Here is an 18,938-nt window from a genome sequence, read left to right on the forward strand (position 1 = left end):
TTATCACTTATGTTTACTCCTTGTGCTGAAGATAAGATCGTATTCTCCGATCTTATCTTTTTTTGTTTGTAGAAATTTAATGCAAAAAAATAGAATCCTTATTATAAGGATTCTGCAACAGGAAATACCAAAATATAAACAATAAAAGGATGTTTTTACCATCACCCTGAAAAGGAAGATTAATACAAAATAATCCAAATCCGATATGGATTACAATTTAAAATACACATTTTAGATTTTCTACAACATTATACAAAAGTTTTTGATTCCTTTAACTTGTTGTACGCCGATATAAACCGCTGTAAGGCTAATTCCGGCTTATGTTCTCGATAATCGACCACAATATACTCGCAACCCTTTTCTCTAGCAAACACCTCTTTGCGTAAATCATTACGTTTCTCATCTTCAAATGTTTTATGGCTACGGTGATGAAAGATTTTTACTTCTTCATAATGTTGTTGTCCATGTACCTCTACAATAGTGTTTTCAACTGGTAAATAGAAATCGTACGCTTTGTTTTCGTTTGGAAACTTATATTGATGTATATACGCTATTCCGTTAGAATCAAGATATACCCGTATTGCCCTCTCACCTTTGGATTCCCTACATATTGGACAGCGTTGTCCTTGTTTATACAAATAAGGTTGCAACCAGTGCGGTGCATGCCCACATTTAAAATCTATTAGGGCTTTTGTATCCGTATTTATATACTCGCTTAACAGTTCGTGTCCATTTTCTTTCATCAATTTTCTTAATCCTGCTTCTGCTTGTTCAGGGTCTTTCCCTGAGCATTTCAGACACCTTGATTTAGCCGTCGAAGTAAAACTATTGGGTTTCGCATCAAAAACATGCCCTTTATCACATTCCAGTTTAACCTTGATATACGCATTTTTATAGCTACCTAACAATGTATAGCCTGCTTTTTCAACTTCTTTATAAAAATTTTCTCTAGCTTGATCAGAGGATTTACCACTACATTTAGGACAGCGATACCCCGTTTTATAGTTAAAAGGCTTTATCCAATGTGGGTCATGCTCACAATTAAAGTCAATTAATACATGAATTTGGGCTGTTTTATATTCGCTTAAAAGTGTGTGACCATTACCTTCTAATAGTCTTTTTAACTCTTCTTCTGCTTGTATTGAGGATGTCCCACCGCATCTTGCACATCTGTACCCACTATTGTAGTCGTTCGGTGTTATCCAATGTGGATCATGACCGCAATTAAAGTCAATCAAAATTTTGGTCGAAGTATTCACATAATCACTTAACAGCTTATGCTTGTCTTCATTTAATTTGGTAACCAACCTATCTAAAGCGCTTTTAATCTGTAAATTGTAACTACCATCTTTTTTGTATAGCCTAACCGAATCAGCTATCTTAATCCCTTTATATACCCTTTCTTGATGTTGCATTTTCACTAATATTACCCTCCTGTATATATAATCACATCCAATGTAGAAAATTAATTATTTATCTATTCTCTTTTGATTGTAGATAACATATCATTTAGTATTCTATTCATTTCTTTTACTACAATTTTACTATTTGGCATTAATATATTAAATCCTATTACTTTTTTCTTTTTGGTATGTTCCCAACCACCTACAATAGCTTCAACCTGGTAATGTTCCTGTATTTCGTATATTAATGAATATAATAAATTTTGTTCGTTAGATAAGAAATAACGGTCATTTACCATCAAGTATTTATCTCTAGATTGAGAAGAACTTTTATAAGATATATCAAATAGTTCTTCTCGGCTAGATTCAATACTCATATAGGATTTAGCTTCAACACTATTCATTTTCTTATAAATGTCTCCATTAATATAGTAACGGTAATTTATATGCTTTATTGCATCCTCGACCTCAGAGATTGCTTGTTGCTTGTATTGAAGCAATATTTCATCTGTTAAGTCTTCTCTAGCTATATCAATCAATTCATCTTTAAAGATGTTATAACTAATATCAGCTGCAGACGATAAAATTTTTGAAGATATATAATCAACATACTTAGAAATAGAAGCATCAGATACCTCGAATATGAATTCACTGTTCTTTCTGGTTGGAATTACTTCTATAAACGGTATATCTTCTTCATCAAAATATTGTACTTTCACATCTTCGTTTGCATGTGTTACATAAACCTCTATTACAAAAGGTTGAGAATTGTCATATTCGTCTTTTACTACAACGTCAGCTATAGAATCCCCTACCCATTGCTCAACTTTAGCAAACCTCTTTTTATAAAACTTCAACATTTCTAATAATAATATTTCGTAAGAATCTATATTAATGGCCCTTAAAAATTCTTTGTATTTCTTTTTAAAATAACTCAAATCAATTTTAAGCTTTATGTCTTCTTCTTTATTTATCTTATTAACAAGAAAATGCTTCGCTTCGAAATGTAAGAGGGTTTCACGAGATATAGTACAATCGCTTCCAGGTTTATGACTAAAGTGATGTTCCCTTTTATTCCCTTTTTTAAAAATTACGTCTTCATGACAGTGTGGACACCTATATTTAATATTTTTATATAGTCTATCTTCAATATGTACGATATTCGTTCCACACAAGGCGAAGTTAAGTTTTACACTCACCCAGACGCACTCCCTTTCTATAAAATTAAATTTGTATATTATGATATAGCTATAATAATACCATATACTTCTTTTTCTAACTTTCTATACTCTTGCATATCCCTATACAAAAAGGGGCTCAAAGGACTAAAATACAAGTTATGGAAGCTATTCTTTCAATCGTTAGAACCTATCATTTTTAGTTACATATGAGATTTTTATAAAAAAATTTAATCAAAAAGGAATGAAACTTTGTAAATCAATTACATAATCCCCGAAACGGGAAAATCAGCTTAATTCATTAGAAATTTATACATCATGTCAAAAAGTACACTTTATCAATACAAGTTTTTTATCTCATATACTAAAATGGAAATACCCTTTCAAAGTATCGTAACTCCTTTCACAAATCGTGGAAGGAGTTTTTTTATTTCAATGTAAACTATTGAATGTTAGTTTACTTTCATTTTATTCATTTAATTAGGTTTATCACAACTTATCCATTTCCCTTAAAAAGGATTATCAAAGTATACATTCAAAACCAAGCAAGTAAAGAAATTAGAATATAAAACACCTGATTCAATGTATAGAAATCAGGTGTTTTTCATAAATATCCTTTAATTTACACTTTCAGTTTCTAACAGTTGTCTTGTACTTTCCTCTAATCCATTTTCTTTAGAATTTGGATAAGTCACGGAATGTGTGTTTGTTTTATCAGTCAGCGTCCATGGAGTATTTACAATCGTACCATTTTTTCTTTGCACAGAATATTCCGTCGTTAATATATATCTAGAATATGCCATTCTATTTGAAGATGTATTTTTTATCTCGTGTTCACTTATTTCTTCTTTTAATTGTTCATTTGTACGACTTATAGTAGTCTGTAATTGTGTTGAATATTGAGCGGACATCCCTAATGAAAATCCTTTAAAACTAAATCCCATATCAGCACCAATACTCCAACTTACCGTCTTTGTAGATGTCTCTTGATCAATTACTTTTATACCAGTTTTTGTTGTATATTTATATGTTTCACCAGGAGTTAAAACACGAGATACTTCTTGTGTCCACCATTGTTTTTTCACAACCATATAATAAGGGTTTTCTTTTATTTGCTTGGCTGTATCTCCACCATATTGCGGATCTTTTACTGCGATAGACGGAACTATTGTAAAACATGTTACTGCACGCTCTGTTTCTCTTGGAAGTTGATCATCAATAGTTTTATATTGTGGTACAAGTGGTAATGGTTGCGTGCCTATTGATGGAAGGGCAACGCTTCCAGCTTCTTCAACGGTAAATCTTTCAGCAGGTGCATTTTGTATAAATTGATATTGTTGAACATTGGCATTGTTTGCTGTTGAATTTCCTTTTATGTCTAATACCTTTCCACTAAGTTTTGATTCAATAACATAATACCCATCCGCTTCACGATGAAAGTACCAGTATTCAGATGGTAAATCACCACGCCACTCATATTGTTGAATATTAGCATTATTTGCTGTTGAATTTCCTGATATATCTATAACCTTACCACTGTTAAAATTAATCATTGCATAATAATTGTTATCTAGTGGATGAAGAAAAAACCTTTCAGAAGGTCCATCTGGTATAAATTGATATTGCTGGACATTTCCGTTATTTGCTGTTGAATTTCCTAATATGTCTAGATATTTCTTACTATTTTTATTTTTAAACATATACTTCGTACCTACTTTGAATGTCATTGATTCTTCCACTCCTCTTTACCTAATTTATATCAGTGATTTATGATATCACCCATACCGGTTATGTATATGGCTCTCAAATCACTAATAGCCCAAATAGCTTATTGAGAAACATGTCTAGATTATTTGGATGTTTGTATGCTTGTATCTTTTTATTAAAGAATTCGTCTATTATGGGTTAACCCTAATCATCCATTAGTTAGTTACTGAAAACACTTCGTTTCAATTGTGTGATTAGGGTGTATGGTAATAGGTTCAAAAATTATAGAAAAACCCCCGATTTGATTATGTTTGGAAATAAAAGTAAGCCTATGACTCAAAATTACATGTATCTCGGCTGTACCCATTTTTGTTTATAGAAAATTAATGCAAAAAAATAGAACCCTTATTATAAGGATTCTGCAACAAGAAAGAACAAATATATAATAAAAAAAAGAATTACTTATATTATAATTTTAAAATACAACAAACACATTGAGAAAATTTTAAATAAATTGAATATTATGGCATATTTTATTATAATTAATTAGGAGTTGGAGTAGTAATCTGTCATTAGTACCCTTATCTAAAAGAAGATTGAGATCAATCAATCTTCTTTTTTTGTATTTAAACAGGCTATTATTTGGAGAATTAAGGATCTGCCCACGTATTGGAACCTCATTGAATCGTTTCCGTAACCCATTAGCTTTTCATAAAACTTTTCTTATGTATACATCATTTAGATGGTTGTAACTCGTCTCCTTTTTTAGAACGGTTCATAGCTTCTAAGAATAAATATTCTTTTACTGTTAGCTCAACCGTTGGGCAATATTCAGCCTTTGATAATTTATGAAATAAAGAAAGGTTTTCGTGTAATTTTTGAATCATTTCATCTAAAGTGATTTCTCTTACACCGTATTCGATTACTGGATTTAAAAATACGTCTATATCTATTAGACTTGGTTCAATTAGGGAAACAATTTCCTGTATCTTTGGTAAAATAACTGTTTCATAACGTTCTTTGAATAGTTCTAAGTCCTCTGGTGCTGGTTCATTATCACATAGCTTTTTAAAAGATATCATACGAATATCATTTTGTAATGAATCAATACGCTCTTCATAAAACGTTTTGTCGAACCCTTCTTTGTCAGCAACATCATAATGAAGTTCTGTTTGTGATCTACGCTTTTTCTTATAAGAATCCATAAGGATTTTCTCTTTTTCGTTAAACATCATGATAAAAACGGTACGTTCTAGATTCATGATTTGGTTTGCGACGCTTAATGTTTCATCTAACACTTTTGCGCGTTCTTCTTCACTTAACTTTTTCATAGAGGATGGAACAAGGTTTTTTACATTCTCAAAAGACTCGGAATTAATAATACGTTGAAGAGAAAATTGAGCGACTTCTGGTAAACAAGGATCAGTTGTTTTGTCTAAGAGTAACAAATCTTTAATCGTTCGTACTGTATTTTTAATCTCTTTTTGAGCTTGTCGAACTTTCTCTATACTTCTTTCCATGTATTCTGGTTGTTTAAGGCGATTAAAGATGTATTCTCTTCTTTCTTCAAAATGTTGCTGTAAACGTGACATAGTTGTTTCCCCCTCTATTTTCTGAATTGATTTGAAATTCCTTTTATATTGTATCATTAAAGTTTATGAATTGGAGACGTTAGCAATGTCTATTTGGGGTCCCGCCAACATAACGCGAATTTCGTACGCTAAGGAATTATTCGGTGTCTTTTTTTAACATGTCGATTAATAAAACAAATTATAAAAATAACTTGTTATACTTCCATGTACCCTAGCTGATATAATATATAAGGCAATTATTGGTTAATTAATAGCGCACATATATTAGGGAGGTACATAAGTCATGGAGCTAATAATTTTTTCATTTGTATTAGTGGTAATATTCTTTATTCTTTCGATATCTTTAAGTGGTAAAGGTCAGCGAATAGCAAAAGAAGTTTTAAAAGAGCTTATTAATGGTCCTGAGGGGAAAATGTTGGTAGGTTTTTTTGGATCTGCAGCAGTTACAGGAGTAATTTTTGTCATTTGGCTTTTATTGAACTAAGCATTCCAGTTACTCAGGCTGATACAAGGTGCAAGAAAATTACTGGATAATTAAAGGTACATATATATTAGGAGGTACATAAGTCATGATAGATATAATCACGTCATTTTTTTTACTAGTTATATATTCTATTCGTTATCTATTTTCAACAGGCAAAAATAGGAAAAAGGCAAAAGCAGATTTAAAAGAATTTTGGACTGATACTGATGGGCAAATATTATTAGGTGCTGCTATGGGACTGGCTGTAATAATTTTTGGTTATTTGTTTATGACGCAAATAAATTTTTAACTAAGAAGAAAATCATTAAGGGGTAGCACCACATTTCGCGGATTTCGTACGTTTAGATTAACCAACAAATGGGTTTGATCCACTAGTTTGTTTTAAAAACCCTATAGTTATTACGACTGAGGTAGATTCACCAGTACCAAATGGTCCCTAAAACGGTCGTTTAAGGAACTTTATTTACTTCTATCAAAACTGACTGAAGTATGTTTAAAATTTAGTTCCAAAACTCATTACCAAAAACAAAGTATCATACTAAACAACAAATATCGTTTATGGGACCTTCTTAACGTACGGAAAAAGCAAGTTTTTTATATGAAAAATTCCTTAACGTACGAAATCCGCGTTTTGTTGGTGAGACCCCTATTTGCAAAGACAAGTTTTGAAATTGCATATAAAAACCCCATTACTAAAAACAAAGTATCATACGAAACATTAAATACCGTTTAGGGAACTTTTTTGGGTGTTGTTTTATTTTGTATTACTTATTACGGTACGTGAAATTATTGTATGTCGTAGTAAAAAAGCCCCCATAGATTTTACACCTATGAGAGCTACCTAAGGGTCTTTTGACTTTCGACTCGATTCTATTGTAGCAAGCTTTCACCAAATAGCAAGAACATAACGATCCAAAACCAAATAATCAAACTAAATGCACTCTTGAAACCTCCCCAGAGAGAAAATGTTTCCTCTTGCATTATTATCATCCTTTCTTACTTGTCCTTTGGTTCTCCAAACCATTCATACATTGCCTGTCGGCTTATAATCCATTCCTTACGCTTCCCTTCCGGATGCAAAAAGTACTTCACTAAACCTTCTTGTAACATGCGCTCTAAATCATTTATTTGCTTTTCGTTCATTAAAGAGGGGCTATATTTATTCTTAATTGTCTCACGAGGAATCCCCCAATAAAAAGCTGCTTCAGATGGTGTCATGTATTTATTAATTTCTTTCATGGGAATTCTCCTTTGTTTGTGCGTTTCCTTTTATGTTACAATAAATAAAGAAGGAAATGGACTAGATTTCCTTCTTCTTCAGTCACTCATTAACTAAGCCCTTTGTTTGCTGTTAAGCAAATGAAGGGTTTTTATTTTGCTTGTTTATATTTACTATCTATGACAGCCAAACGGATCAACTTCAGCTTAATATCCTTACTAAGAGAAAGCCATTCAGATGTACCAATTTTCATATCCTTTTCCTCCCCATTCCCTTTTTATACTTCAAGAAAATTAACCCCTTAAAACATTTGTATTTTACACTAATTTAACAACTAGGGAATCCTCATCATATTCATGAATGTGTAAATCATAGCGCATTTCTGTTGCATCCAGTACTTTGCAAAATCTCTGATAGTAAGACGGATTACTTACTTCCATGCCAATTTCTCCATTCCTGAACAGATACTCTAAATCATCAATGATTTCTTTTACTGTATTCTCCAATATTCTCACTCCTTATCTCTATAAAATAACCTTGTAAGGCTATTTTATAACAAAACAAACAACCTTACAAGGTTATTATATATTTTTTTCAGATATTTTATAAAAAATTATTGATAACATCCTTAACTCGCTTTAAACCGTTTCTTTTCGCTTATAACACATTTCTTGTTGTTTAGGTCTTATGTCATTCACTTCTAAATAAACATTTGTTATAACGGAATCTGAGACGCCGTTTTTTGATGAGAATATGATTTTTTTAATTAATTCCTAAAAATAACAAAAGAGCTGGATTTTCATCACAGCTCATGTATGAATTGGTTCTGTATGTGTACATGTAGGATATTGAGAACAACCAAAAAACTTATTTCCGGTTTTATTTGAATTACGGATCACTAAATCATGTTTACATGTTGGACATTTCCGTTCTGCAGGTTTTACCCCTTGATATACATCTTCAGCCGAATATTCGGGATTAATTTTATTAATCAATTTCTGAAGTTCTACACGATCTATTAGTTTTACATGACAAGCTTCCGCTAATTCCTTTGCTTGTCTTGTATATACACTGTTTGTTACAACCCAGCCCTCATGTGCTTTGTAATAGGCTTGTGCTGCATATATCTCTTGTACGGCACTAATGCCGACTCTATTTTTCATCCCGTAGCGTTTTGCCTGGATTACAATACGATTTTTCCCCTTCAATATCAGATCCGCTCCGAAATCATTTGACTGTTTTGTGACTGTTGGAGAATAACCCAACTCTCGAAAGAGAGCTTTTAGGTATACTTCGAATTGATGTCCGTCCATTTTGTCTATATAACGAATACCAGACTTAGCCATTCGCTTTAATATTCTTCGCTCCTGGATCTTCCGGTACATGAATTTACAAATACGAAAAAGAACATAAAGGATAAAACCATACATCAAAATTTGTAATATGTTTGGCATTTCTGGTAGATTAGACACTTCGCTCCACCTCTTTAATTGGTTTCATTTTCTTTGGTTGGGCTGTTTCTTTTGCCTGTTGCTCACTCACTTGTTTCTTCCGGACATCGTTCCAATCTTTTTCATTCGTTGGAATGTCCTCTTTAAGATCTACAAAGCATTTCATTGTCTGAATGAAGTCTTTCCCAGCCTTATCATTATCAACTGCCATGATGACTTCTTTAATATCGTGCCCTTCTTTTTTCGCATCCATTAAAGATTGAATCACTGTTTTTGACTTTAATCCATGCATAGAAACCAAGCGAGCGTTTTGGATATTGTTTTGTTTAATGCTCCAATGAGATAACATGTCGATTGGATCTTCATAAAAATAGATCTTATCCGGCTTACCTACATCAACCGTAAAACCTGCATGGATTTTTTCATAATTCGGGACAATTTGCTTAAAGCTTCCTCTTTTATTCTCCATTTTGACAGTACCTTGACGGTTCATTCCTATTACTTGCCCTTTGCCCCCTTCTTCTCTCCATTTGAAAACGACATTATTTTTCTTATCCTGGACGATGAGATCCTTTTTAATTAACCAGTTCACCAGGCGAGGATCTATTTTCCGCTCATCAATTAAGTACTGCTTAATCTCTGTTTGTTTCGGCACCTCTAAGTGTTTTGGATAACTAAAAGGCTGCTGCTCTTTTTTGCGTTCCTCTTCAGCTTTTGAACGATCAAACTCTTTGTAATCCCCTTTATTGATGTCTAATACAGCTTGCGGAAATGTCATGTCATAGTACATCATCGCAAAGCTAATCGCTCCATAGCCCTTTTCGCCACGACTATTCCAGGCGTATTGATTCCCTTTAACGATGAGACTGTCATGTTCCGTATGACGGTAATAGTTTCCCTCTTTCTTAAACGTTTCTCCCTTTGCTTCCAGATATGAAATCAAGTCAATATTTCTTGCTTTCATCGCATCCTCCGTACTGACATGTGCCATTACGGAATCCCCCCTTTACTCTATAAAATGAAATAAAAAAGAGGACTATTCCGTTTCCTAGTCCTCTTTTGCTACTTATAGTTGATACATTTCATTTTTATTTGCCGAATAAGAATTTTAATCGCTTCTCCTGTACGCTGTATGATAAACGAGCATCAAATTTTTTCCCGTTTTTGTTCGAGATAAACCCTTTAATCTGATCCGTTACATTCTTTTCTAATAACTTTTTCACATGGTTACTACTTAGATTTTTACCAGAGAATGTACCAAAAATAATGAAGTCACAGCCTTTTTTGTATTTCTCACATAAGTAATTACTTTTCCCTACAAGAACTCTACTTTTACATAATGGACATTTGCCAATGGTACGATCTTCAGTCGTTGGAAAACGGAATTTTAAACTTCCGTCCGCTTCCATATAGATAGCTGCTGTAAATTCTCCCTTTTCTCCTTGAAAGCCGTTGATAAAATCCGTTGTTTTATACTGAATTAACTTTTTCATCTGATTACCAGGGATTGCTTTCCCTTTCATCTTGGCTGGTAACATAAAATCACATCCGTTTTTATGCTCCGTGCATCCATAAAATGTTTTACGATGAAGCATATCCCCTTTTTTACATTTTGGACATTTACCAAATGACAGCTCCTCTTGTGTTGGGAACTGAAATTTAACTTTCCCTTCATGTAACACTAGATAAGCGGAAAACTCCTTCTCATTGGACTTAAATCCTTTTAAAAGATCTGTTTTCTTATCCTCAAACAGCTTTTTCGCTTGCGCTTCCGGAATCGCTTGTTCTTTAATTTTTTTCGGTAAGGAGATTTCACATTCCGGATAATTACTGCAACCATAGAAATTACCTTTATGAAGGATTTTTCCTTTTCTACAAGGGCATTTGCACACCTCAATCTGCTGATTCCAGGTATTAATAATACTATCCGATACCTTATCATCCATTGCGCCTAATTGTTCCACCGTATCTTTTACAAACGTATTTGTTTTCTCTACAAATTCCTCATATTTCATTTCTTTCTTTTCGATCATGTAGATCATCCCTTCCATTTCAGCCGTATAAGCTGGATTTTTGATTTCATCTACCGGAAAAGCATCTATAAACGCACGACCAATATTAGTGGTTCGAATCTGACTGTTGGTAACATCAATATAGCTTCGCTCTAACAGTTTTGGAATAAACGTTTCTTCCGTTGCGACTGTCCCAATTCGTTTTCCTTTCATAAGTTCTTTCAAATGTTCATCATCCAATTTACGCCCTGCCGTTTCCATAAAGGTCAAAATGGAACTTTCCGTATGAAAGGCTGGTTTCTTTGTTCTTGACTCAATCAAGTCATACTGAACGATTCTGAAAGAATCTCCTTCTCGTAAAATAGGTATCTGAAATGCTTCAACTGATCCCTCTTCTATATCCTCTTGAAACACACTTAGAAACCCTTTCTCTTGTAGGATCTTTTCTTTTGTACTGTATGTGTTGCCCTCTTGATCTATAAAATGTACTTCTCTTACCAGGTAGATTGCTGGTTTCATAAAGTTCCCGATAAATCGTTTTACAATTAAGTCATATAACTGTTTTTCTAATGGATTTCGATTGGTTCCGACATATAATTTTGTTGTTGGGATGATGGCAAAGTGACTATTGACTAATTCATCATTAAAAGTAGAATGTTTTTTCGTAATAGAAGATGGAATTACTTGTTGTACGAGATTTGCATAGGAGCTTTTTTCTAATACTGCCATTACTTCCTTCACTCGTTCCACTTGCTCTGTAGGTAAATGCCTGGATGAAGAACGAGGATACGTAATAAAGCCTTCTTCATACAAACTCTGAATATATTTTTTTGCTGTTTCTGCATTTATCTTCAGCTTGGCATGAGCATCTTTGTAGATATCCGTTAAGTTATATAATAATTTTGGTTTCTTTTTTCTCGTACTTTCTTTAAATTCCGTTACGATTACATTCGTTTCTTTCAAGCTATCTCCAAGCTTTTGTAGTGGCGATGGATCTATCAGTTGCTCTTCGGTTTTCATTACTGGTGATAAACCATTTTCCGTTAGTAGCTTTAAATTGTAATAGGTTTGTTCTTTATAGTTTTGGATAGCAACTTCCCTTTGACGGATTTCATTCAAAATACACATTTGAACACGACCAGAAGCCAATAAGAATTGGTTTCTTGCTAGTTTTGATGTACAGCCCCTTGTAACATTAATTCCTAGAATATAGTCCAGGTATTGCCGTGCTTTAGCGGATTGTGCAAGTCCATCATAATCTGCTCCTGGTTCTAATCGGTTCAATGCTCCTTCTAACTCTGCGGCCTCATAGGAAGAGATAAAAAGGCGGGATTCTCGCTTGTTCACACCTGCATATTCAACTATTTCACGATAGATAAGCTCACCTTCCTTATCCGCATCACAAGCGTTTGCCACATGATCTACATCGGGACGATTTAACAACTTAACCAGTATTTCAATTTGTTCAAGACTATCTGATTTCGCTTTATATTCCGGCTCTAAAATAATTGGCAAGTGATCAAAATTAAATTCTTTGTATCTTTCATCCATTTCCTCCGGATATTTTAGTTCTAATAAATGCCCTCGGCACCAACTAATAATGTAATTTTCATTTTCATAGTAGCCATAATATGGCTTGCTTCCTGGATGCTTTTGTGAGTTTCTAAATCTAGGTGATTTTAATAATTCAACAGCTACCTTCGGCTTTTCTGCAATAAACAATGTTTTCCCCATACGTAATACCTCCTATTAATCTGTAATTTCAGTTTCACGCTTCCATTTCTTATTTCTCCGCTTTTTCATTAATCTGCGAACGAATAATAACAACGTGTTCAAAAAGACCGCTACAAGGAACATACAGCCCCCAAACAGCCATACATTCATGACATTCGCTCCTTTCGTTTTACAAATGAGAAAGAGGGCTTTTACTTTTACCCTCTTTCATTTTTAGATATAAAAAAATCATTCTCCGTTATCTCAATTGAGTAACAAAAAATGATTTAATCTGATGTTCCTGTTATAAAATTTTTCATCGTTCCATTTCCATTGTTTCTCTTTTTCTACTCGATTTCTTTGTAGCCTTCGACTGCTCTACATTACCAGGTTCTGGCTCCTTGTCTTTTTCTTTACTATTCGTTTGTTTTCCGTTTAATGGCTGAAACTTTTTATCTACATCTATTTCCTTTGAAGTTGTAGACTGATTCACCGTTATTCCTTCTTTCCCAAGCTTCTCATCCACCTGGTTTTCTAATTTCACTATATGTTCCTGGCTTACTAGCTCATTATCAATCGAAACATACTTTGTTGTATAATATCGCTCTTCAGCTTTTACACGAGTGACAATACTGTCAATATTATCTGGTGCTTCTTCATATTGTGAACGTCTGTATGCCTCGAATTTTCGGCTTAAGTCCTTATCTAACGTAGTTGACTCTTTTTCTTTTGAAGGCTGAATTTGTTGATCTAAAGAGGCAATAGGTGCATAGCCCTCTTTCTTCATTTCTTTATACAATTCCACTTCTTTTTCACTAAATGAAGGATCTTTTTGTTCCTCTGCCTTATCAACTAAGATTCCATATCGTTCATCTTTTACGATTTCATCTAGACTCATATTTGCATCTTTTTCATAAACAACAAATGACAAATTTCCCCTGCCATCAAAAATAGAACTTTGAACTTTTTCATATAAATCCGGCTTCAAAATGTTATCCAAATAGACATTTTCTCGTTCTCCGTTTTTCTCCATTAAGGAAACATATAAATCGTCCCGATCTGTTTTATCTTGGTTCCATACTGATAAATAATTAATATCTTTCGTAACAGCATCCATCATGTGGATTCTTGCCAGTTCTTCATCTTGCATACCATTTGCTAATACTTCAATTGTTACTAAATGGTTGGGTGTCTCTTTCGATTTTTCTAATGTATTTTCTTGTACTTTTTCCATCGGTATTTCTTTGTTATTTCTATGATTCACTACCTCATCTCGTAACGCTTGTTTTACTTCATCCGATAGATACCTTTTCTCGTTTAATACTTGTTCATATGGTGTCTTGTAATCTCCATCCCCCATATCCAAACGATCCATACTCACAAGCTCCATTCTCCCAAAATCTCTATCTACTTCTTTGGGAATAGCTATATGATAACGGGTTTTATCATATGGTACGTAATCATCTCTTTCTTTTGCTTCCTCTTTTGCTTTTTCAATATTTGAAATGACTTCAGACATTTTTTCATTGGCTTCTCCAAATGGGATCAATTGATTACCTGTAAAATTTTCATTTTCACTCCATTGAATTAACATAGTTGGACGAGTAATTTCATCCTGATTTAATGCTGCATACTTTTCTTGATTCGCCTTGTTAAATGCTTCAATAAATTCTTTATCACTCAATTTTTCTGCACCTTCTACAGGCTCAAACGCTCGATTTTTTTCTGCTTGCTCCCTTAACTCTGTAACGGAAACAAGCTCTTGTGTCGTATTACTTAAACTCATGTATTCCACCAATAAAATATTTTTTTCATCTTGCTTTTCAATTCTATTTGCCATACCTTCCACCTCTTTTTCATTTATTTTTTCTTTTTCCTTTTCTAATGTGCTTTCAATTGTTTCAATAAATTCAATCGACGTTTCATGTACTTCTTTCAATAATTTCGTTTTATCTTTCATTTCTTTTCCTTGTGTCCAACTTGCTAAATACCCCAAAGAATATTCGCTTGTATCAATCCCAAAATAAGAAGAAACGGCATAAGCGATCATTTCTGCTTGGAACTCTTTTTCTGGTGCTGTGTAATTCATATGTGTCTCTGCTGTATGAAGTTTGGCATGTGCTAATTCATGAAGAAGGGTTTTTACATTTTGCAATTCACTGTTTCGTGGATTCAAGGCAACTTCTTTTGTTAGGGTATAACTCACACCTTTTGCGACACCCAGCTCTGCTTTTGGTTCAATAATTTTCACACCGTTCTTTTCCGCAACAGCTTCCATTCCTCTATACAAACTCTTGTAATCTTTTACGCTCCCGTCTAGCCAACGATTCGGAAAAATACGAGGAAGATCTTCCGCTTTTGCGTTCGTTTGGGACACATCAAACACATGACCGACAGCAAAATATAAACGACCTGGTTTCACTTCTACGCTTTTAGATTCAATTTGCTTTTTCTCTTCTTCATTTGCCTTTGTAACGGATTTCCATGTCACTTCTGTGTCTTTAAATTTTGCTATAGTCCGGTTTGGAACAAGGATCTGGATTCCTTTCTCTCCCTTCTTAACCGCAAACCCTTTTTCTTTCCAAAAAGAAAAGGAACCAACTGCACTGGCTCCTTCGAATTGACTCTGTATTAATGAAATATTAGATGGTGAATAGTGATAAAACTTTGCCATAAACGTTAAATACTCTTTCAAATCTCCCGGTGTACGAAAATAGCCTTCTACGCTTTTTTCCATCTTTTTTGTTAAAGCTTGCACCGCTTCTTTCTTTTCTTCTGGTGATTTTGTTTGATACTTTTTCTTATAATTCTTACTCATGATCTTCTCCTACTCTTTCACTCGCTCTTTGCAATTCCTCCATGTCTTCTTCATTCCATCTTTCATTTGTATCAAAGAAAAGCGCATGTGTTTTTACGTTAACCGGAACTAACATATTCTCTTGATTCATGACATGAACTGCAAGTTCTTCCTCTTGTTCTCTTGTAATTTTGATTGTTAATTCTTCCTCTTTTACAAGTAAAACGAGTTCACCTTCTCCAATTGTTTTAATGACTCCTAATGCGATATCTTCATGAAATAATAACATTCTAATAACCTCCTATTTTTTTATAAAAAAGAACAATGTAGCTTACGTTACATTGTTCTTTGATGCCTCATGATCTAGACGTTTTTGTCTCGCATGACTAATTCGTTCTTCCACAGTTTTCTTTGCCATCTTTACACTTTCCATCTCTTGTTTATCAGTTGTGATAATGCTATCCACGCCCTCTAAAAAGAAATAACCATTTAATAACTCAATTAAAACTTGTGTATTTCGATCCGCACTATTTGCACCAAGACGAATTTTTGTTAGCTCATTTTTTAATATGTCATGAAGATTTTTAGAAACAATTTCTGAAATATAATTCAAAGACCATTCTGTATTTTTTGATGATTGATGTTCTCTACAAATCCTTACAATTGCTTCACCGTTATATCTGATATTGTGTTCTTCCATATAATCTTTAATATACGTATCTGTTTCTTCATCCAATGTAATTTGCATGCGAAAGTCCTTCATTTAATAACCCCTCTCATTTTGATATGCACTTTCTTTTTGCATACGCTCATAATACTTTTGGTTCTTCCAGCTTTCATATTCACTTTTAAAAGCACGTTCTACTTTTTTCATAGAATACTGAATAGATACGTTCTGTTGAAATTTTTGAAACGGCTTTGATTTTTTCATGTGATAGATTCTCTTTTGTTCTTTATCGTATGTCTTCATTTCTTGTAAAAAGGCGTTACCCATTCTTTTATACAAGTCATTAATTTTATTCGTCTTGTAATTTTCATATTGTTTCTTATCATACTTGCCTTCCCCATATGCTTCTTTAAAAACTTGCACTTCTTTATCTAACTTTTGGAGAAACTGATCGTAATCTTTTTTATGATGATGTTGAATATATCTCCTGCTTAATTCATCAATTTCCGGCTTTAATGGCTGAATTGTATTGTAGCTATATTGCCACTGTCTTTTATCACTTGGTAACTGTTTATAGATTTGTAAAAACAATGGTTTCAAATGTTGATTGCGCCAATCAAAAACGGAATCTTCTTTTTTACTTCCCACCATGTTGTTTCGAATCAGATCATTAATTTGTTTTTGTTCCTGCTTACGATCTAACAAATTGTTTACGACTTTTCCCCTCATCGCATCTAATGTTTTGGGTTTTCTTTTGCCACGTTCTCTCGTTGGAAATGGTTCAACAGTTGCTACATGAATATGAATGTTATCCGTATTAAAATGAATGGCTGCCGACCAGGTAGAACTTTTTTCTAACCCCTCCCTTTTTTGCATTTCCTTCATCGCAAGCCTGGTTACATCCATTAACTTTTTTTCATCTAATGTCTTTGTCTCGGAATCATAAATGCCTTGTTCCTCAAGCCAAGGATTATGAAAAGAAATGACATCTTGCCACATGATACTGCCATTTTCGTGAGCGGTTTTAAACATTTCCTTTAAGGATTTTTTCTCACCTTCTGATAAACGATTTGCGTGTTCTGTAAACAGCGCCGATGTCTTTTCTGGATTCCCCATATATTCTTGATACGTTTCAAACATTTTCGGATTCAGTTTCACTTCACTTTGTGCTTCTTCTCGGTCTACATACTCAATATAGTTCTGAAATGCATCCGAACTTGGTAACACAAATTTTGTTTTTAAAACAACACCCGGTGTGCTGGAAGATTGAACAGGAACCGCATTACTCATTTTCTTCATCCTGCATCATCATTTGAATAAACTCATTCATTTTTTTCATTTCGTTATAACAATCACTCATCATATGGATGTTCTTTTGAATGATATTTTCTAATTCCATTTCTCTTTTATTTTGTTGCTGAAAAAATGCCAGCATTTCAATTTGGTCTTTCAAAAATTTCTGTCTGGATAATCCTTTCCTCTTTGCAATTTCATCTATTTTCTTTACAGCAATTGGATCTACTTCTCTAATTCTAATTTCCACTTTTCCCTCTCCTTTCTGCAATTGTGGGTAGAGATCAAAAAATAGTGAGAAGAGCATAAGGGGTTTTTGTTCCCACCTAGGGTGTGAAGCTAGGCGGAGCCTAGCGAAACGATGGGAACAAGAAAACCTTCTAGGTGTAGACTCACTCACGACACAAAATCTTCTGATGTAGACTCACTCACGACTCATTTTTCCGTGATGTGGACTCACTCACGACACGAGAACCCTTGATGTAGACTCACTCACGACATGACTTTTTTCAGTTTTTATTAATTTCTAGTGCCTTTTGCTCTAATTTTTTGATCTTATCTCGTGCAATTTTTTGTTCTCCTTTAAACAATTCAACGTTCTTTTCTGATGATTTTATTTTAGATTCTAAAGATGATATTTTCGATTGGGTTTCCGTTTTTTCCGCTTCGGTTTGGTACTTCATTTCATCTTTTAGTTCTTTTACTTTCTCAAAAACTGTCTTCCCATTTTCCTCTTCAAGCTTGATTGCTTTCCCATAATTTTCGATTTTTGTTTCAATATCTTTTTTGTCTCTTTCTATAAAATCTAACTCATATGTTTTTTTATTTTCAGCTAACAATTCATCATTTGCTTTTGTTTTTCTTTGATCGGTAAAAATCGTCTGAACAAGTTTATTGGGACTCTTTGTACTTGTAGTTTCTTCCTCGTACTCGTTAGCATCTTTTGTAAACTTCCGAATATCCATTTGTTCTTTTTCACTGTTTTTATTGTAAATATCTAAAGCTAAGGCTCCCCAATTTGGAGATAATTCTTTGACTTCTATCACGTAATTCCCGTTCTCTTCATACAACACTTTGACAGGTAATTGAACACCTGGTTTTCCTTTTTCTTGTGCCTTAAACGTAAATCCAGTTTCCTCATATCCTTCTATCCGAAATCGAATTTCTATGAAATTTTTATGTGGATTATATTCCCTTTGTTCTACAATCAATTTCCCCATCCCCGACAACTTGATTACTTTATTTGTTTCCGAATGGAATAGTTTTTCATCGTTTGGCATGTAAATTTTAGATGTCAAAAAAGCGAAAAAACCTAAAAATAGAAAACTGATAATTGCCATGTAGATCCATGACTTATTTCTTCTCAAATTGATTCTTTCACTCTTCTTACCGATTGCACCTATCACATTCTCACCTCACCTT

The 18,938-nt window shown here is 33.6% G+C and carries 18 protein-coding genes; 2 read left to right on the forward strand and 16 right to left on the reverse strand.

All coding sequences use genetic code 11. From position 1 onward, the window contains the following. Positions 1-248 precede the first annotated feature (248 nt). From ACFVQC_RS25700 to ACFVQC_RS25715, 4 genes are all read right to left on the reverse strand, one after another. Positions 249-1,415 carry a PDDEXK family nuclease gene (locus ACFVQC_RS25700; protein WP_377899639.1) on the reverse strand — a complete coding sequence of 389 codons (1,167 nt, stop codon included), beginning with the start codon at positions 1,413-1,415 and terminating at the stop codon, positions 249-251. Between the two features lie 62 nt (positions 1,416-1,477). Beyond that, positions 1,478-2,602 (reverse strand): competence protein CoiA family protein, encoded by a 1,125-nt coding sequence (locus tag ACFVQC_RS25705; RefSeq protein ID WP_377899598.1) that lies wholly within the window; start codon positions 2,600-2,602, stop codon positions 1,478-1,480. A 596-nt stretch (positions 2,603-3,198) separates the two neighbouring features. Then, complete coding sequence (locus ACFVQC_RS25710; RefSeq protein ID WP_377899599.1) at positions 3,199-4,308, reverse strand: RICIN domain-containing protein; 1,110 nt, start codon at positions 4,306-4,308, stop codon at positions 3,199-3,201. 714 nt (positions 4,309-5,022) lie between these two features. Further along, entirely contained in the window at positions 5,023-5,880 is an 858-nt protein-coding gene (locus ACFVQC_RS25715) for a hypothetical protein (protein ID WP_377899601.1), read from the reverse strand. A gap of 283 nt (positions 5,881-6,163) precedes the next feature. Here ACFVQC_RS25715 and ACFVQC_RS25720 point away from each other — a divergent pair, with 283 nt between their 5' ends. Then, on the forward strand, positions 6,164-6,364 hold the full coding sequence (locus ACFVQC_RS25720) for a hypothetical protein (RefSeq protein WP_016084107.1): 201 nt from the start codon (positions 6,164-6,166) through the stop codon (positions 6,362-6,364). Between the two features lie 85 nt (positions 6,365-6,449). Continuing rightward, entirely contained in the window at positions 6,450-6,653 is a 204-nt protein-coding gene (locus ACFVQC_RS25725) for a hypothetical protein (protein ID WP_377896363.1), read from the forward strand. Between the two features lie 707 nt (positions 6,654-7,360). Here ACFVQC_RS25725 and ACFVQC_RS25730 read toward each other — a convergent pair. From ACFVQC_RS25730 to ACFVQC_RS25785, 12 genes are all read right to left on the reverse strand, one after another. Then, positions 7,361-7,603 carry a helix-turn-helix domain-containing protein gene (locus tag ACFVQC_RS25730; protein WP_002130397.1) on the reverse strand — a complete coding sequence of 81 codons (243 nt, stop codon included), beginning with the start codon at positions 7,601-7,603 and terminating at the stop codon, positions 7,361-7,363. Positions 7,604-7,900: 297 nt separating this feature from the next. After that, a complete protein-coding gene (locus ACFVQC_RS25735; RefSeq protein ID WP_264541326.1) occupies positions 7,901-8,089 on the reverse strand; it encodes a hypothetical protein in 189 nt (62 codons plus the stop codon). Positions 8,090-8,392: 303 nt separating this feature from the next. Then, a complete protein-coding gene (locus ACFVQC_RS25740) occupies positions 8,393-9,055 on the reverse strand; it encodes a restriction endonuclease (protein WP_377899603.1) in 663 nt (220 codons plus the stop codon). Then, a complete protein-coding gene (locus ACFVQC_RS25745) occupies positions 9,048-10,025 on the reverse strand; it encodes a DUF3991 domain-containing protein (protein ID WP_377899604.1) in 978 nt (325 codons plus the stop codon). The genes ACFVQC_RS25740 and ACFVQC_RS25745 overlap by 8 nt, the downstream gene beginning before the upstream one ends. Before the next feature lie 97 nt (positions 10,026-10,122). Continuing rightward, positions 10,123-12,780, reverse strand: coding sequence for a type IA DNA topoisomerase (locus ACFVQC_RS25750; protein ID WP_377899605.1), 2,658 nt, complete (start codon positions 12,778-12,780; stop codon positions 10,123-10,125). Positions 12,781-12,795: 15 nt separating this feature from the next. Further along, positions 12,796-12,930 (reverse strand): hypothetical protein, encoded by a 135-nt coding sequence (locus ACFVQC_RS25755; protein WP_377899607.1) that lies wholly within the window; start codon positions 12,928-12,930, stop codon positions 12,796-12,798. A gap of 145 nt (positions 12,931-13,075) precedes the next feature. Beyond that, the gene (locus ACFVQC_RS25760; RefSeq protein ID WP_377899608.1) at positions 13,076-15,577 is read right to left on the reverse strand and encodes an LPD25 domain-containing protein; all 2,502 of its coding nucleotides are present in this window, start codon (positions 15,575-15,577) and stop codon (positions 13,076-13,078) included. Further along, positions 15,570-15,845: a hypothetical protein gene (locus ACFVQC_RS25765; protein ID WP_377899609.1), complete on the reverse strand. Its 276-nt coding sequence runs from the start codon at positions 15,843-15,845 to the stop codon at positions 15,570-15,572. Before ACFVQC_RS25765 ends, ACFVQC_RS25760 begins: the two co-directional genes overlap by 8 nt. Before the next feature lie 42 nt (positions 15,846-15,887). Further along, positions 15,888-16,319 carry a hypothetical protein gene (locus tag ACFVQC_RS25770; RefSeq protein WP_377899610.1) on the reverse strand — a complete coding sequence of 144 codons (432 nt, stop codon included), beginning with the start codon at positions 16,317-16,319 and terminating at the stop codon, positions 15,888-15,890. Continuing rightward, positions 16,320-17,513 (reverse strand): MobP2 family relaxase, encoded by a 1,194-nt coding sequence (gene mobP2 / locus ACFVQC_RS25775; protein WP_377899612.1) that lies wholly within the window; start codon positions 17,511-17,513, stop codon positions 16,320-16,322. Next, positions 17,506-17,766 carry a hypothetical protein gene (locus ACFVQC_RS25780; RefSeq protein WP_377899613.1) on the reverse strand — a complete coding sequence of 87 codons (261 nt, stop codon included), beginning with the start codon at positions 17,764-17,766 and terminating at the stop codon, positions 17,506-17,508. The genes mobP2 and ACFVQC_RS25780 overlap by 8 nt, the downstream gene beginning before the upstream one ends. Positions 17,767-18,025: 259 nt before the next feature. Beyond that, positions 18,026-18,922 carry a hypothetical protein gene (locus ACFVQC_RS25785; RefSeq protein WP_377899614.1) on the reverse strand — a complete coding sequence of 299 codons (897 nt, stop codon included), beginning with the start codon at positions 18,920-18,922 and terminating at the stop codon, positions 18,026-18,028. Positions 18,923-18,938: the final 16 nt, after the last annotated feature.

Origin of the sequence: Bacillus sp. NPDC057893, from assembly GCF_042796455.1 — a bacterium.
In the GTDB taxonomy this organism is placed as follows: domain Bacteria; phylum Bacillota; class Bacilli; order Bacillales; family Bacillaceae_G; genus Bacillus_A.

What these genes read in the sequence shown, in the direction of transcription:
- ACFVQC_RS25755 (WP_377899607.1), bottom strand. Translation starts at nt 12,930, where the DNA reads ATGAATGTATGGCTGTTTGGGGGCTGTATGTTCCTTGTAGCGGTCTTT.
- ACFVQC_RS25765 (WP_377899609.1), bottom strand. Translation starts at nt 15,845, where the DNA reads ATGTTATTATTTCATGAAGATATCGCATTAGGAGTCATTAAAACAATT.
- ACFVQC_RS25730 (WP_002130397.1), bottom strand. Translation starts at nt 7,603, where the DNA reads ATGAAAGAAATTAATAAATACATGACACCATCTGAAGCAGCTTTTTAT.
- ACFVQC_RS25710 (WP_377899599.1), bottom strand. Translation starts at nt 4,308, where the DNA reads ATGACATTCAAAGTAGGTACGAAGTATATGTTTAAAAATAAAAATAGT.
- ACFVQC_RS25715 (WP_377899601.1), bottom strand. Translation starts at nt 5,880, where the DNA reads ATGTCACGTTTACAGCAACATTTTGAAGAAAGAAGAGAATACATCTTT.
- mobP2 (WP_377899612.1), bottom strand. Translation starts at nt 17,513, where the DNA reads ATGAGTAATGCGGTTCCTGTTCAATCTTCCAGCACACCGGGTGTTGTT.
- ACFVQC_RS25770 (WP_377899610.1), bottom strand. Translation starts at nt 16,319, where the DNA reads ATGAAGGACTTTCGCATGCAAATTACATTGGATGAAGAAACAGATACG.
- ACFVQC_RS25700 (WP_377899639.1), bottom strand. Translation starts at nt 1,415, where the DNA reads ATGCAACATCAAGAAAGGGTATATAAAGGGATTAAGATAGCTGATTCG.
- ACFVQC_RS25720 (WP_016084107.1), top strand. Translation starts at nt 6,164, where the DNA reads ATGGAGCTAATAATTTTTTCATTTGTATTAGTGGTAATATTCTTTATT.
- ACFVQC_RS25745 (WP_377899604.1), bottom strand. Translation starts at nt 10,025, where the DNA reads ATGGCACATGTCAGTACGGAGGATGCGATGAAAGCAAGAAATATTGAC.
- ACFVQC_RS25725 (WP_377896363.1), top strand. Translation starts at nt 6,450, where the DNA reads ATGATAGATATAATCACGTCATTTTTTTTACTAGTTATATATTCTATT.
- ACFVQC_RS25760 (WP_377899608.1), bottom strand. Translation starts at nt 15,577, where the DNA reads ATGAGTAAGAATTATAAGAAAAAGTATCAAACAAAATCACCAGAAGAA.
- ACFVQC_RS25750 (WP_377899605.1), bottom strand. Translation starts at nt 12,780, where the DNA reads ATGGGGAAAACATTGTTTATTGCAGAAAAGCCGAAGGTAGCTGTTGAA.